Raw genomic sequence first — 16,130 nt, 5'->3', positions numbered from 1 at the left:
GGCACGGCACGAACGACACGGGGGCGGGCGACCACGGTCACCCGCCCCCGTGTCGTCAGGCGACGGTGGAGCGCGTCGGCCCCGGGAGCCGGACCGCGACCCGGCGGATCTCCTGCAGCAGACGGGCGGTCTCCCGGGCCGCGGCGGTCCAGGCCCGCTCGTCACGGTGGTCCGGCCCCGCGGTCGCGGCGTGGGCGAACGACCGCAGCGACTCCCGGAACTGGTCGCACGGTTCGACCACGACCGTGTCGGTGGTGTGCTGCTCCTCGATCCGCAGCAGCGACCGGTGGTCCGGGGGCGGGGTGAAGAAGCGGTCGATCTCCAGCGACGCGGTGGAGGTCCAGAGCCGGTACCGGTTGCGGTAGCGGTGCCGGAACCCGAAGTCGAGATCGGCGACGACCCCGTCGGCGGAGTGCAGCAGGACGTGGCCGGACACGTCGACGCCGAACCGGTCGTCGACCTGGCTCGTCGCCGCGACGACCGTGAGGGGGCCCTCGAGCAGCTGCTGGGCCGCCCGTACCGGGTACACGCCGACGTCGAGCAGTGCCCCACCGCCCAGCTCGGGGGAGTGCCGGATGTCGTCGGCGGGCAGCTCCGGGATGCCGAACGTCGCGGCGAAGGTCCGCAACGAGCCGAGCCGGCCGGCCCGCAGCAGGTCCGCCACCACCGTGTGCTGGGGATGGTGCAGGAACGCGAAGTTCTCGCGCAGCACCAGGTCGCGTGCCTCGGCGAGCTCGGCCAGCTCCTCGGTGTCGGGGAGGTTGTCGGTCAGCGGCTTCTCGCAGAGCACGTGTTTGCCCGCCCGCAGCGCCGCGGCCGTCCACCGGTGGTGCAGCGCGGCGGGGGTCGAGACGTACACGGCGTCCACGTCCGGGGCGTCGATCAACTCCTGGTAGCCGGTGGGCCGTCCGCCGTGCCGCTCGGCGAACTCGGCCGCGCGCTGCCGGGTCCGGCTGGCCACGGCGACCAGCTCGATCTCACCGAGCGAGGTCGCCGCGGGCAGCGCCTTGCGGTCGGCGATCTCCGAGCAGCCCAGCGCACCGAGCCGCAGCGGCCGCGTCACGCGAGGCCCCGCAGGCAGGCGATCAGGCTGCGCGCCTGGACGTTGACGTAGTTGTTGTGCAGGAGCAGGCCGTTGAGCTGGGCGACGGTGAGCCAGCGGTGGTCGGGGGTCGTGCGGTCGTCGAGCACGGGGTCCACCTCGATGATCTGGTAGCGGTTGCGGGCGTGGTGGAAGCGCCCACCCTCCTCGGACAGCCCCGCGTCGAACAGGACGCGCTCGCCGCGTCCCACCTCCTCCACGACGTCGAGGAACGCGGGCGGGGCGAGCCCCAGACCCCGGTAGGTCTCGGGGGCGAACTGGACGGTCGGGGCCAGCTCGACCGCCTCCAGGTACCCGGGCTCGACCCGGGCGTGCATCAGGGCGTGCAGGACCCCGCCGAACCGGGCCACCAGCAGCGCGACCCGCCCGACGCCGTGCGGTTCCAGCAGGGGCTGGGTCCAGCTGCCCACCTCACGGCTGGTCGCGGTGACGGCGACGGCGATGACGCTGAAGAAGCTCTCCGGATCGTGCCGGATGCGGTCGGGGGTGCGCCGCCAGTGCGCCACGTCGTGCAGCGGGATCAGCTCGGTGCGGATCTCGTGCCCGGACTGCCGGTCGGTGATCCAGCTCAGCACCTCGGCGTCGGTGTGCAGCCCGCCGCTGGACGCGACGCAGGACCGGGCCAGCGCGTCGGCGAGCCCACCGGACCCGGTGCCGGCCATCCCCTCGAACCCGGTGGGCATCCCGGCCAGGACGGTGCGGGTGTCCATGTTGACGATGTTGTCCACGGCGCACAGCTCGTGCACCTGGCCGAGCGGGATCCAGCGGAAGTCCTCGTGCGCCTCGAACGGCTCCTCGACCTCGACGACCATGTTCCGGTTGCGCTTGCGGTAGAACCAGGAGCCCTGTTCGGACTGCAGCACGTCGGAGAGCACGCGCCCGGCTCCCGGGTTGCGGAAGTACTCGAGGTAGGGCACCGCGTTGCCGGCGTGGACGCCGGTGTAGTTGCTCCGCGTCGCCTGCACCGTCGGGCTGAGCTGGACACCGTTGACATTGCCGGGCTCGGTCTTGGCCTGCAGCAGGCAGTGCAGCACGCCGTCGATCTCGGCCATCAGGATGCCGAGGATCCCGATCTCGGGCTGGTTGATGATCGGCTGGGACCAGGACCGGACCGGGCCGTGGTCGGTGTGCACCTGCAGGCCCTCGACGCTGAAGAAGCGCCCCGTGTCGTGTCGCAGGTTGCCGGTGGCCGGGTCGAACGCCCAGCTCCGGAGCTCGTCGAAGGGGATCCGTCGGACGTCGTGCCGGTGCGCGGCGTTGCGCTCGGCGATCCACTCCCGTGCCCGCGCGGCACCGGCGGCGTCCCACAGCGCCGAACGGGCCAACCTCCGGGGCAGCGTCCGGTCGGCGGTCCGGAGTGCGGGAGGTGCCGGGCTCACGGTGTCCCTCCGGCCGGGACCGCGCGGTGGCCCTGCTCGCTCGGGTTCGGTTCCATTCCGGTCACACCTCTCACAGTCGGGCACGTGCACGTGCCCGGAGGCGGGCGGCACGCGGGACGCGATATCGGGTCAGTTATCGCACGCGGCGCACCGGTGAATCACCAGTCGTTGCCCCCGCCCGCATCGGCGGTCCCCCGGCTTCTGGGGAATCGACCAGTGGACCCGCACCTAATGTCCGTCGCGCCCCGACCGACGTCTCGAAGGTGATGGGATATGACGCAGACACCGGCGACGCTCGTCGACGACCAGGTGGCGATCGTGGGCATGGCCTGCCGCGCACCCGGTGGTGTGCGCAGCCCGCAGGACCTCCGCGAGCTGACCCTGTCCCGGGGCGAGGCGTTCTCCGCGTTCCCCACCGACCGGGGGTGGGACCTCGCCGCGCTGTCCGGTGACCGGCCCGTCGCGAACGGGCGCGGCGGCTTCCTCGACGACGCCGCGGGTTTCGACGCCAGGTTCTTCGGGATCTCCCCGCGCGAGGCGGTGGCCATGGACCCGCAGCAGCGTCAGCTGCTGGAGGTGTCGTGGGAGGCCCTGGAGCGGGCGGCGATCGACCCGCGCACGCTGCGCGGGACCGACGCCGGCGTGTTCGTCGGTCTGCACGGTCAGGACTACGCGGTCGCCGCCCACGGCTCGCGCGACGACCTCGTCGGCCACGCCATGACCGGGATGTCGGGCGCCGTCGCCTCCGGCCGGCTGGCCTACGTGCTGGGCTGCGGCGGACCCGCGGTCACGCTGGACACCGCGTCCTCGTCGTCGCTGGTCGCGCTGCATTACGCGGTGCGGTCGCTGCGCTCCGGCGAGTGCTCGCTGGCGCTGGCCGGCGGTGCCTGCGTGATGTCGACCGAGTCCGGGTTCCTTGGCTACGGACGCCAGGGCGGCCTCTCGCCGTCGGGGCGCCCGGCCCCCTTCTCCGACGACGCCGACGGCACGGTCTGGGGCGAGGGCGTCGGGCTCCTGGTCCTGGAGCGGCTCGCCGACGCCCGCCGCCACGGCCACCCGGTCCTGGCGGTGGTCCGGGGTACCGCGGTCAACCAGGACGGCGCATCGGACGGGCTGACCGTGCCCAGCGGGGCCGCCCAGGAACGGGTCGTCGCCAGCGCACTCGACGACGCGGGGCTGCGGCCCGCGGACGTGGACGTGGTGGAGGCCCACGGAACCGGCACCCGGGTCGGCGACCCGGTGGAGGTCACCGCGCTGCGGGCGGCCTACGGAGCGGGACGCGAGCGTCCGCTGCTGCTCGGCTCGGTGAAGTCGCACGTGGGCCACCTGCAGGCCGCGGCCGGGGTGATCTCGGTGATCGCGTCGGTGCTGGCGATCCGTACCGGGGTGCTGCCGGGCCTGCGCCGGCTGGGGACACCCACCACCCGGGCCGACTGGTCCGGGGAGGTGCTCGAGCCGCTCGCCCGCACCACCGACTGGCCGGACACTGGACGGCCGCGCCGGGCGGGGGTCTCGTCGTTCGGGGTCTCCGGGACGAACGCCCACGTCGTGCTGGAGCAGGGCGACGGGTCCGGGCCGGTGGACGGGGCGCAGGCTCCCGACGACGACCGGCTGGTGCTGTGGGCGGTGTCGGCGCGCACGGCGACCGCGCTGCAGACCGCCGTCGAGGAGCTGCGGGGCGCGGCGGCCGGGCGTTCCCGGCGCGACGTCGGCCACACGCTGGCGGTCGGGCGCGCCACGTTCGACCATCGCGCGGTGCTGCTGGCCGGTCCGCAGGGGACGGTGGAGGTCGCCCGCGGACGCGTGGGCGACGGGGAGACGGCGCTGCTGTTCGGTGGCCGGGCCGCACCGGCCGGGGCCGGCCGGGAGCTGGCGGAGCGGTTCCCGGTCGTCGCCACCGCCCTCGACGACGTCCACGCGCATCTGCACTCCGACGGCGGCGGCGGCGAGACCGCGACGTTCGCGTTGCAGGTGGCGCTGTACCGGCTGTGGGAGTCCTGGGGGGTCACACCCCGCCGGGTGGCCGGGGCGGCGGTGGGGGAGGTCGCCGCGGCACACGTGGCCGGGGTCCTGTCCCTCGCCGACGCGACCGCCCTGCTGGAGGCCCGGTCCCTGCTCGGCGAGCGCCCGGCCGACCGGGCGGCCGGGCCGGATCCGGAGCTGGACCGGTTCCGCGCGACGGTCGCGGGACTGCGGTTCGCACCGCCCCGGATCCCGGTCGTGTGCGGCGCGGCCGGACGTGCCGCCACGGCGGACGAGCTGGCCGACCCCGACCGCTGGGTTCCCCGTCCGGGCCCGGTGGCCGACCCGGTGGCCGCGGCGCAGGTGCTGCACGCCGACGGGGTGGAGACGTTCCTGGAGATCGGGCCGGACGCGACCGCGTCGGCGGCGGTGCGCACCGCGCTCGGCGAGCGGGTTACGACGGTGCCCACGCTGCGCGGCGGCGGCGACGAGGTCACCTCGGTGCTGACCGCGCTGGGCCGGCTGCACGTCGCCGGGACCCCCGTCGATCTCGCGGCGGCGGTCGGGGACGGTCGCCGGGTCGAGCTGCCCGGCTACCCGTTCGAGCATCGGACCTACTGGCCGGCTCCCGGCGACGGCGGCCGGACCGGTGCCACCGGGCATCCCCTGCTCGGCGCCCGCGACGACCTCGCGGGCGCGGGCGGGCTGCTGTTCAGCGGCCGGGTCCCGGCGCGGGCCCACCCGTGGATCGCGGACCACCGGCCGGGCGGCGGTGGCGCCACGCTGCCGGTCCCCGCGCTGGTCGAGCTCGTGCTGCGTGCCGCTGACGAGGTGGGGTGCGACCGGATCGACGACCTGCGCGCGGGCGACCCGTTGCCGGTCGAGGAGCACCGGACCGTCGAGCTGCAGACCTGGCTCGGAGCGGCGAACGCCGGCCGGCGCGTGGTCACGGTGCACAGCCGGACCGCCGGCACGGGGCAGCCCGGTGCCGAGGGGTCCGGCTGGGAGCTGCGTGCCCGGGCGACGGTGTCCCGGGGGGCCCCCGCCGCGGGCGGGGACGGTTCCGACCTGCCCGACGGGGCCGTGCCGCTGACCCCGGCTGCGCTGGGCGAGCGTCTCGACGGGGCCGGGTTCGGCCCGGACCTGGCCGGGCTCGTCGGTGCGGGCTGGGAGCTCGACGACGACACCTGGGTCGAGGTGACGCTGCCGCCGGACGTCGACCGGGCCGGTTTCGGGCTGCACCCTGCTCTGCTCACCGCCGCGCTGGGCGCCGTCGGTCGCCGGGGGGACGGCTCGGAGGTCCCGGCCCGGTGGCGGGACGTGGCGCTGCACGCCGAGGGTGCGAGCGCTGTGCGGGTGCGGATCACCCGCACCGACGGGTCGACGCTGCGGCTCGAGGCCGTCGACGTGGCCGGTGCCCCGGTGCTGACGGTGGGCGCGATCGAGCTGGGCCGCGGCCGGACGGTCCCGGTCCCGTCCGCCGTGCCCGACGCGCCGGACCGGCCCGCCCGCCCGGTGCGCCGGGCCGCGGCGCTGCCGGGCGCCTCCGGCGCCGGCGCTACCGGCGTCGACGTGGTGGCCCTCACCGGGCCGCACCGCAGGCGCGGGCTCCGCATGCTGGTCCGGGCCGAGGCCGCCGACGTGCTGGGGCTGTCCGGTCCGGACGAGGTCCTCGGCCGGGCCCGGTTCAAGGAGCAGGGCTTCGAGTCGTTGACCGGCGCCGAGCTGGTGAACCGGATGGCGGCCCGCACCGGGCTGGCCCTCCAACCCGGCCTGGTGTTCGACCACCCGACCCCGGACCTGCTGGCCGGCCACCTGGCCGACGAGCTGGACGCCCGCGACGACGGTCCGGCCCCCGATGCCGCACCCGGCCCTGCTCCCGGCCCCGGACCGGAGCCCGGGTCCCCGGACGACCCGCTCGACAGCGAGATCGCCGACGCCTCGCTGGACCGGCTGATGGACATTATCGATGCCGAGATCGGCGTGGCCTGAACCGCGCTCGGCGAACCGACCGCGCAGAGCACTTCTTCGCCCCGTACGTGAGGACGGACCATGACCGACGCAGAGCAGAACGCCGGCACCCAGCAGCACGACGGGGCCGCGACGGCCCCCCAGGACAAGGTGGTCGACTACCTGCGCAAGGTCACCACCGACCTGCGGCGCACCCGTCGTCGCCTCGACGAGATCGAGACCCGCGAGAACGAGCCGATGGCCGTCGTGGGCATGGCGTGCCGCTACCCGGGCGGGGTCCGCAGCCCGGAGCAGCTCTGGGACCTGGTCGCCTCCGGCACCGACGCGATCACCGGGTTCCCGACCGACCGGGGTTGGGACCGGCAGGCGCTCGCCGGCGGCGGAGCGGGCAGCAGTGCCACCGCCGAGGGCGGCTTCCTCGACGGCGTCGGCGACTTCGACGCGGAGTTCTTCGGCATCTCCCCGCGGGAGGCCCTGGCGATGGACCCGCAGCAGCGGCTGCTGCTGGAGGTGTCCTGGGAGGCGCTGGAGCGGGCGGGGATCGCCCCGACGTCGCTGCGTGACAGCGCGACCGGGGTGTTCGTCGGCTCCTACCACTGGGGGCACTCCCAGGGCCCGGCCGACCCGGAGGTCGACCTCGGCGGGCACACCCTCACCGGCACCGCGGCCAGCGTGGCGTCGGGCCGGATCTCCTACACCCTCGGGCTCCGCGGCCCGGCCCTGACCGTGGACACCGCGTGCTCGTCGTCGCTGGTCGCGCTGCACCTCGCGGCGCGGTCGCTGCGTGCGGGCGAGTCGTCGCTGGCGCTGGTCGGCGGCGTGACCGTGATGTCGGACCCGTCGCTGTTCGTGGAGTTCAGCCGCCAGGGCGGGCTGTCACCGGACGGGCGCTGCCGGGCGTTCGGTGAGGGGGCCGACGGCACCGGGTGGGCCGAGGGGGCCGGCGTCCTCGTGCTGGAGCGCCTCTCCGACGCCCGCCGGCACGGGCACGAGGTGCTCGCGGTCGTGCGCGGCTCGGCGGTCAACCAGGACGGCGCCTCGAACGGGCTCACCGCCCCGAACGGGCCGTCGCAGCGCGCGTTGATCGGTGCCGCACTGTCCGCCGCGGGGCTGCGCCCGGGCGACGTCGACGTCGTGGAGGCCCACGGCACCGGGACCTCGCTCGGTGACCCGATCGAGGCGCAGGCCCTGCTCGCCACGTACGGGCGCGACCGGGAGCAGCCGTTGTGGCTCGGCTCGCTCAAGTCCAACATCGGGCACACGCAGGCCGCCGCCGGCGTCGGCGGAGTGATCAAGATGGTGATGGCGCTGCAGCGCGGCATGCTGCCCGCGACGCTGCACGCCGAGACCCCGTCGTCACGCGTGGACTGGTCGGCGGGCGCGGTGCGGCTGCTCACCGAACCGGTCGCGTGGGAGCCCGGGGAGCGTCCCCGCCGGGCCGGTGTGTCGTCGTTCGGGGTCTCCGGCACGAACGCGCACGCGATCATCGAGGAGCCTCCCGCCACGGACCAGGAGGACACCTCCGACCGGCCGGACGCGCCGACCACGTGCGCGTGGTCGTTCTCCGCCCGCGGCCCCGAGTCGCTCGGCGCGCAGGCCGCCGGGCTGGCGGCGCGGCTCACCGACTCCGACCCCTACGACGTGGCCTACTCCCTGGCCCGCACGCGTGCCTCGCTCGAGGACCGTGCGGTCGTCATCGGTTCCGACCGGGAGGAGCTGCTCGCCGGGGCGCGCGCGGTCGCCGCGGGCGAGCCGTCCGCGGCGGTGGTGACCGGACGGGCCGACCTCGACGGCGGTACGGTCTTCGTGTTCCCCGGTCAGGGTGCCCAGTGGGCGGGCATGGGAGCCGAGCTGCTCGACACCTCTCCCGTGTTCGCCGAGGCGTTCGACGCCGCGGCGGCCGCCCTGCGGCCCCACGTCGGGTTCTCCCCGCACGACGTCGTCCGCCAGGTGCCCGGCGCACCCGGGCTGGACGCCGTCGACGTCGTCCAGCCGCTGAGCTTCGCCGTCATGGTCGCGCTGGCCGCGGTGTGGCGGCACCACGGTGTGCACCCGGACGCCGTGCTCGGCCACTCGCAGGGCGAGATCGCCGCCGCCGTGGTGGCCGGGGCACTGAGCCTGGACGACGGCGCGCGGGTCGTCGCCCTGCGGGCCAGGGCGATCGGCGAGCACCTGGCCGGAGCCGGGGGGATGCTCTCGGTCCCGCTGAGCCGCGACGAGGTCGTCACCCGGATCGGCTCCCGGAGCACGCTGTCGGTCGCCGCGGAGAACGGGCCGCGCGCGGTCGTGGTGTCCGGATCGGCGGAGACGGTGCAGGGCCTGCACGCCGAGCTCGTCGCCGACGGTGTCCGGGCGCGCATGATCGCCGTCGACTACGCGTCGCACTCGGCGCACGTGGAGGCGATCGAGCAGCGTCTGCTCGACGACCTCGCCGGGCTCACGCCCGGCCCGGCCGCCGTGCCGATGCTGTCCACCGTCACCGGCGAGTGGCTCGACGGCGGTGAGCTCGACGCCGGCTACTGGTACCGTAACCTGCGCCGCACCGTCGGGTTCGGGCCGGCGGTCGAGACGCTCGTCGAGCAGGGCCACCGGGCGTTCATCGAGGTCGGACCGCACCCGGTGCTGTCCGGCGCGGTGGCCGACTCCGCGCGCGAGCGCGGGACCGACGTGCTGGTCACTGGCACACTGCGCCGGGGCCGGGGCGGCCCCGCCCAGCTGCTCACCTCGTTCGCCGAGGCCCACGTCCGCGGGATCGACGTGGACTGGGCGTCGTTGTTCCCCGGTGGGCGCCGGGTCGCGCTGCCCACCTACCCGTTCCGGCGCAGGCGCTTCTGGGCCGGTCCGGCCACACCCGAGAGCGCGGCGGCCGACCCGGCCGGCGTGGACCCGCAGGAGCAGGCGTTCTGGGCGGCCGTGGAGGACGGCGACGTCGCGGCGCTGACCTCGAGCCTGCACGCCGACGCCGACTCCCTGGCGGCCGTGCTTCCGGCGCTGTCGGACTGGCGGCGGACGAACCGGGAGCGGGCGACCCTCGACTCGTGGAGCTACCGGGTCGAGTGGCGACCGGTGCCCGTGGCCGGCACACCCACCCTGTCCGGGGACTGGCTGGTGGTCACCACCGACGACGACACCGACACCGGGGACGACGTCGTCGCCGCCCTCACCGCGGCCGGTGCCGCCGTGCACCCGGTCGTCCTGGACGGGGCGTGCGACGGCCGTGCCGCCGCCGCCGAGCTGCTCGCCGCAGCCACCGGCGTCGCCTCGGCCGCCGGGGTCGTCTCGCTGCTGGCCGCCGACGAGCGGGCGGACCCGGACCACCCCGGCTCCACCGTGGGCCTGTCCCGCACGCTCGCCCTGGTCCAGGCGTTGGGCGATCTCGGGGTGCATGCGCCGCTGTGGTTCCTCACCCGCGACGCCGCGCGGACCGGTCCGTCCGACCGTCTCACCCACCCGATCCAGGCGCTGGTCCACGGCCTGGCCTGGACCGCGGCGCTGGAGCACCCGGACCGGATCGGCGGCACGGTGGATCTGCCGCCGGGCGCCCTCGACGCGAGCACTGGGCCGCGCCTGGCCGTCGCGCTGTCCGGTGCGCCGGGCGAGGACCAGCTCGCCGTCCGGCCGGCGGGGCTGTTCGCCCGCCGGATCGTGCGGACCGTGCCCGGTGCGGTGTCCACCGGGGGCCCGGAGCGGGAGTGGGCACCCCACGGGACGACCCTGGTCACCGGGGCCGGCGGCGCCCTCGCCCCGGACCTGGCCCGGTGGCTGTCCCGCCAGGGGGCCGAGGACCTGGTGCTCGTCGGCCGCCGCGGACCGGACGCCCCCGGAACCGCCGAGCTGGTCGAGGAGCTGGCCCGGCTCGGGACCGCGGTGCGCGTGGAGGCCTGCGACGTCGGCGACCGGGACGCCGTGGCCGCGTTGCTGGCCGGGCTGGCCGAGGCGGGTCACGTCGTCCGGCACGTCGTGCACGCCGTCGCGGTGATGGAGCTGGAGAGCGTCGACGCCACCGACGCGGGCGAGGTCGCGAACGTGCTGCGCGGCAAGGTCGACGGTGCCCGCCACCTGGACGAGCTCCTCGACGGCGGGTCGCTGGACACGTTCGTGCTCTACACCTCCACCGCCGGGATGTGGGGCAGCGGGCGGCACGCCGCCTACGCCGCCGGCAACGCCTACCTGTCCGCGTTGGCCGAGCACCGCCGCGCCCGCGGCCTGCCGGCCACCGCGGTGCACTGGGGCAAGTGGCCGGACGCGGTGGGTTCGACGGAGGAGGCCACCGACCCGCACCGGGTCCGGCGCACGGGCCTGGAGCTGATCGACCCCGAGACCGCCATGGCGGGTCTGCGCCGGGTGCTCGACCACGACGAGGACGTCATCAGCCTGATGGCGGTGAACTGGCCCCGCTACCACGACGTGTTCACCTCCGGGCGTCCGACGACCCTGTTCGACGAGATCCCGGAGGTCCGGCTGCGGAACACCGCCGCGGACGCCGGCGCACCCGCGGTGTCCGAGCACGGGGACGGGCGACTGCTCGGCCGGTTGCGGCCGCTGCCGGCGGCCGAGCAGGAGCGGCTCCTGCTGGAGATGGTCCGCGCCGAGGTCGCCGCCGTGCTCGGGCACGGATCCGGTGCCGAGGTGCCCGAGCTGCGGGCGTTCCGCGACATCGGCTTCGACTCGGTGACCGCGGTCGACCTGCGCAATCGGGTGGCCGCGGCGACCGGCGCGAACCCGCCCGCGACGATGGTGTTCGACCACCCGACCCCGATCGCGCTGGCCCGCCACCTGCGCACGGAGCTCCTCGGCGGGGAGAGCACCGCCCCCGCCGCTCCCGCGTCCGGTGCCGCCGCGTCCGACGACCCGATCGCGGTCGTCGCGATGAGCTGCCGGCTGCCGGGTGGGGTCGCGTCCCCGGAGGACCTGTGGCGCCTGGTCGCCGACGGGCTCGACGTGATCTCCGACTTCCCGGACGACCGCGGCTGGGACGCCGACGCGCTGCGTGATCCCGACCCGGACGCGCCCGGGCGGACGTACTCCACGGTCGGCGGCTTCCTGCACGACGCCACCGAGTTCGACGCGGGGTTCTTCGGCATCTCCCCGCGGGAGGCGCTGTCGATGGACCCGCAGCAGCGGCTGCTGCTGGAGACGACGTGGGAGGTCTTCGAACGGGCCGGGATCGACCCGGCGGCGCTGCGTGGCTCCGCCACCGGGGCGTTCGTCGGTGCCGGCGCGCAGCCCTACCCGCACGCCGTCGGCGACGCGGGTGAGACGCACATGATGACCGGCACCGCGGCCAGCGTGCTGTCCGGGCGGATCTCCTACCTGTTCGGGCTGGAGGGCCCCTCGGTCACGGTGGACACGGCGTGCTCGTCGTCGCTGGTGGCCCTGCACCTGGCGTGCCGGTCGCTGCGCAGCGGGGAGAGCTCGCTGGCACTGGCCGCCGGGGCCACCGTGATGCCCACCCCGGAACCGTTCGTCGGGTTCAGCCGCCAGCGGGCGCTCGCCACCGACGGCCGGTGCAAGGCGTTCGCCGACGGCGCGGACGGGATGAGCCTGGCCGAGGGGGTCGGTGTGGTGCTGCTCGAGCGCCTGTCCGACGCCCGGCGCCACGGCCACCGGGTACTGGCGCTGGTGCGCGGCTCGGCGATCAACTCCGACGGCGCGTCGAACGGGCTGACCGCGCCGAACGGCCCGTCCCAGCAGCGGGTGATCCGCGCCGCGCTGGCGGATGCCGGGATCACCCCGGACGGCGTGGACGCCGTCGAGGCCCACGGCACCGGGACCGCGCTCGGCGACCCGATCGAGGCGCAGGCGATCCTGGGGACCTACGGCCGCGACCGCGACCCCGACCGGCCGCTGCTGCTCGGGTCGCTGAAGTCCAACATCGGCCACACCCAGGCTGCCGCCGGTATCGCCGGGGTGATCAAGACCGTGCTGGCGTTCGGGCACGACGAGCTGCCGCGGACGCTGCACGCGGGAACCCCGTCGTCACGGGTCGACTGGTCGACGGGCGCGGTACGGCTGCTCGACGAGCCGTCCCCGTGGCCGCAGGCCGAGCGCCCCCGCCGCGCCGCGGTGTCCGCGTTCGGGATCAGCGGCACCAACGCCCACGCGGTGCTGGAGCAGGCGCCGCCGGAGCCGGCCGCCGCCGGACCGGAGGCCACCGTCGTGGCGCCGGGCGGCGACGCCCCGGTATACGACACGCCCACGATCTGGCCGCTGTCCGCGCGTTCGGCGGAGGCGTTGTGCGCCCAGGCCGCGCGGCTGCGCGAGTCCTTCGACAGGCACCGGCCCGACGGCCCCGGCCGCGCCGGGCACACCGAGGACACGGCGCGGCGCCCGGACGACGTCGGCTGGTCGCTGGCCCGGCTGCGGGCCGGCTTCGAGCACCGCGCGGTCGTGCTCGGCCAGGACCTCGACACACTGCTCGCCGGGCTGGAGTCGGTGGCCGCCGGGGAGACCGCCCCCGGGGTGCAGCGGGGCACCGCGGCCGAGGGCGACCGCCGTCCGGTGTTCGTCTTCCCCGGCCAGGGCTCCCAGTGGCAGGGGATGGGGCGCGAGCTGCTGGCGTCCTCGCCGGTGTTCCAGTCCACGATCGCCGACTGCGAGCGGGCGCTGTCCCCGCACGTGGACTGGTCGCTCACCGAGGTACTGGCCGGTGACGCCGACCCGGAGCTGTCCGCCCGGGTCGACGTCGTGCAGCCCGCGCTGTTCGCGACGATGGTCGCCCTGGCGGCGCTGTGGCGGGCCTACGGGGTCGAGCCGGCCGCGGTCGTCGGACACTCGCAGGGCGAGATCGCCGCCGCCCACGTCGCCGGTGCGCTCAACCTGGACGACGCGGCGATGATCGTCGCGCTGCGCAGCCGCGCGTTGCTGACGATCTCCGGCGCCGGTGGCATGACCTCGGTCGCGGCCGGGCCGGACCGGGTCGCCGAGCTGATCGCCCCCTGGTCGGACGCGATCACCGTCGCCGCGGTGAACGGGCCGTCCTCGACGGTCGTCTCGGGGGACGCCGCCGCCCTGGACGAGCTGGCCGCGCACTGCGCGGCCGAGGGGGTCCGGTCGCGGCGGGTGGACGTCGACTACGCCTCGCACGGCACCCACGTGGAAGCCGTGCGCGACGAGCTGGCCGCCGTGCTGGCCGGGGTGCGCCCGGTGTCGTCGCCGATCCCATTCTACTCCACGGTCGACGGTGCCGTGGTCGACACGGCCGGGCTGGACGCCGGCTACTGGTACACCAACCTGCGCGAACCGGTGCGGATGGAGGCGGCGACCCGGGCGCTGCTCGACGACGGCAGGAGGGTCCTGCTGGAGATCTCCCCGCGCCCGGTGCTGGGCACGGCGATCGAGGAGACGGTGGAGGCGCACGGAGCCGACACCGCCGTCGCACTGGGCACCCTGCGCCGCGACGACGGCGGCCCGGACCGGGTCCTGACCGCGGTCGCCGAGGCACACGCCCACGGTGTGGCGGTCGACTTCGCCGCGGTCTTCGCCGGGCGCGACGCCCGGCCGGTGGACCTGCCGACCTACGCGTTCCGCCGCCGCCGGTACTGGCCCGAGGAGATCGCACCGGCCGCACCGGCACCGACGGACGGTGCGGGCGGGCGGTTCTGGGAGCTCGTCGCCTCCGGTGACGGGGAGTCGCTGGCCGCCGAGCTGGGCGTCGGGTCGAACGGCACCCGGTCCTCGCTGGACGCGGTGCTGCCGGCCCTGTCGGCCTGGTGGGACCGGGCCGCCCGGCGCGACACCGCCGACGGCTGGCGCTACCGGATCGGCTGGACCCGGATCCGCCCGCAGGGCGCCGGGCGCCCGGCCGGGCGGGTGCTCCTCGTCCGCCCGCCCGGGATGCCGGACCTGGAACCGGTACGCGAGGCGTTCGGCCCGGGAGCGACGACGGTCGAGCTGGACCCGATCGTCGCGGCCGACCGGGCCCGCGCGGCCGCGGCGCTCGCCGACGCCGCGGTGGGCGCCGACCTGGTCGTGTCCCTGCTGGCCGCGGGCACCCCGTCCGACGATGGCGAGGTCCCGGCGGCGCTGGCGGCGACGTTGGGCCTGGTCCAGGCGCTCGGTGGCATCGGGGCGGCGGCGCCGCTGTGGTGCGTCACCCGCGGCGCCGTGCGCACCGGGCCCGGCGACACCACGGTCGTGGACCCGGGCGCCGGCTCGGTGTGGGGCCTCGGCCGGGTCGTGGCCCTGGAACACCCCGCGCGCTGGGGCGGGCTGATCGACCTGCCCGCCGAGCCCGACCGGCGCAGCGCCGAGGCGCTGGCCGCGTTCCTGGCCGCTCCGGCGGGGGAGGACCAGGTCGCGGTCCGCTCCTCCGGGATCTCCGCGCGCCGTCTGCTGCACGCCACCCCGGCCGCCGACCGGCCGTGGACCACGTCCGGGGCCGCGCTGGTCACCGGCGGCACGGGCGGGGTGGGCGCGCTCGTGGCCCGCTGGCTGGTCGACCGGGGTGCCCGGCACCTGGTGCTGACCAGCCGGCGCGGGCCGGACGCGCCGGGCGCGGCGGAGCTCGTCGCCGACCTGCGTGAGCGCGGGGCTACGGTCACTGTCGTGGCCTGTGACGCGGCCGACCGGGCGGCGCTCGCCCAGGTCCTGGACGGGATCGACACGCCCGGCGGGCTGCGCTCGGTGTTCCACGCCGCCGGGGTCTCCGACGGCGACGCCCCGGTCGCGGACCTGACCGGCGAGCAGCTGCGCGCGCTGCTGCACCCGAAGGCGCCCGCCGCCGAGCACCTGGACGAGCTCGTCGGGGACCGGGAGCTGGACGCGTTCGTCCTGTTCTCCTCCGGCGCGTCGGCCTGGGGCAGCGGCGGCCAGCCCGGCTACGCGGCGGCCAACGCCTGGCTCGACGCGCTGGCCGAGCGGCGGCAGGCACAGGGCCGGGTCGCGACGTCGGTGGCGTGGGGCGCGTGGGCACAGGCGGGGATGGCGACCGACCCCGTCGCGCACGCACGCCTGGAACGCCAGGGGGTCACGGCGATGGATCCCGACCTCGCCCTGCAGGCGCTCGACACGACGCTGGCCCACGCCCCGGCGGTGGCCGCGATCACCGCGATGGACTGGACGCGTTTCGCCGACGGGTTCACCTCGGTCCGGCCGAGCCCGCTGCTCGCGGAGCTGGCCGAGGCGCAGGAGGTGGTGGACACCGTCCCGGACGCCGCAGCCGACGGCGTGGCGCCGCTGCTCGGCCGGCTCGCGGGACTCCCGCCCGCCGAGCGCGACCGGGCGATGCTGGAGGCGGTGCGCACCGAGGCCGCCGCCACCCTGGGCCACGACGATCCGGCGGCGGTCCCGGCCGGGCGGGCGTTCCGCGACGTCGGGTTCGACTCGGTGACCGCGGTGGAGCTGCGCAACCGGCTCCGCGGCGCGACCGGGCTGCGACTGCCCGCCTCGCTGGTCTTCGACTTCCCGAACCCGCGCGACCTGGCCCGACATCTGGGCACGCTCGCGTTCGGCGGCGACGCCGCCCCGGACGGCCCGCCCGACCCGGACGCTCCCACCCGCGAGCTGCTCGCGTCGATCCCGCTGGCCCGGCTGCGCCGGGCCGGGCTGCTCGACGAGCTGCTGCGCCTGGCGGGAGCCCCGGAGGACGACCCGCACGAGCAGCCGGACGAGCACGGCACCTCACTGGACGACATGGACGGCGAAAGCCTCCTGCGCCTGGTGTCCGAGGCCTCGAACTGACCCGTGGGCAACTGACCCGTGGGCCACGAACCGAA

The 16,130-nt window shown here is 76.3% G+C and carries 4 protein-coding genes; 2 read left to right on the top strand and 2 right to left on the bottom strand.

The genetic code is table 11. The annotated features are described in order from the left end of the window. Window positions 1-55: 55 nt before the first annotated feature. Complete coding sequence (locus AFB00_RS29630; RefSeq protein WP_197520030.1) at window positions 56-1,063, bottom strand: Gfo/Idh/MocA family protein; 1,008 nt, start codon at window positions 1,061-1,063, stop codon at window positions 56-58. Further along, window positions 1,060-2,481: an NDP-hexose 2,3-dehydratase family protein gene (locus AFB00_RS29625; protein ID WP_068800851.1), complete on the bottom strand. Its 1,422-nt coding sequence runs from the start codon at window positions 2,479-2,481 to the stop codon at window positions 1,060-1,062. The genes AFB00_RS29630 and AFB00_RS29625 overlap by 4 nt, the downstream gene beginning before the upstream one ends. A 273-nt stretch (window positions 2,482-2,754) precedes the next feature. Between AFB00_RS29625 and AFB00_RS29620 the strand changes: the two genes are divergently transcribed. Together AFB00_RS29620 and AFB00_RS35285 are read left to right on the top strand one after the other, a co-directional pair. Then, a complete protein-coding gene (locus AFB00_RS29620; RefSeq protein WP_068800850.1) occupies window positions 2,755-6,435 on the top strand; it encodes a type I polyketide synthase in 3,681 nt (1,226 codons plus the stop codon). Between the two features lie 60 nt (window positions 6,436-6,495). Continuing rightward, window positions 6,496-16,095 carry a type I polyketide synthase gene (locus tag AFB00_RS35285; protein WP_068800849.1) on the top strand — a complete coding sequence of 3,200 codons (9,600 nt, stop codon included), beginning with the start codon at window positions 6,496-6,498 and terminating at the stop codon, window positions 16,093-16,095. Window positions 16,096-16,130: the final 35 nt, after the last annotated feature.

Source organism: Pseudonocardia sp. HH130630-07, assembly GCF_001698125.1.
Lineage (GTDB): Bacteria > Actinomycetota > Actinomycetes > Mycobacteriales > Pseudonocardiaceae > Pseudonocardia.
This window is presented reverse-complemented; position numbering and strand designations above follow the sequence as displayed.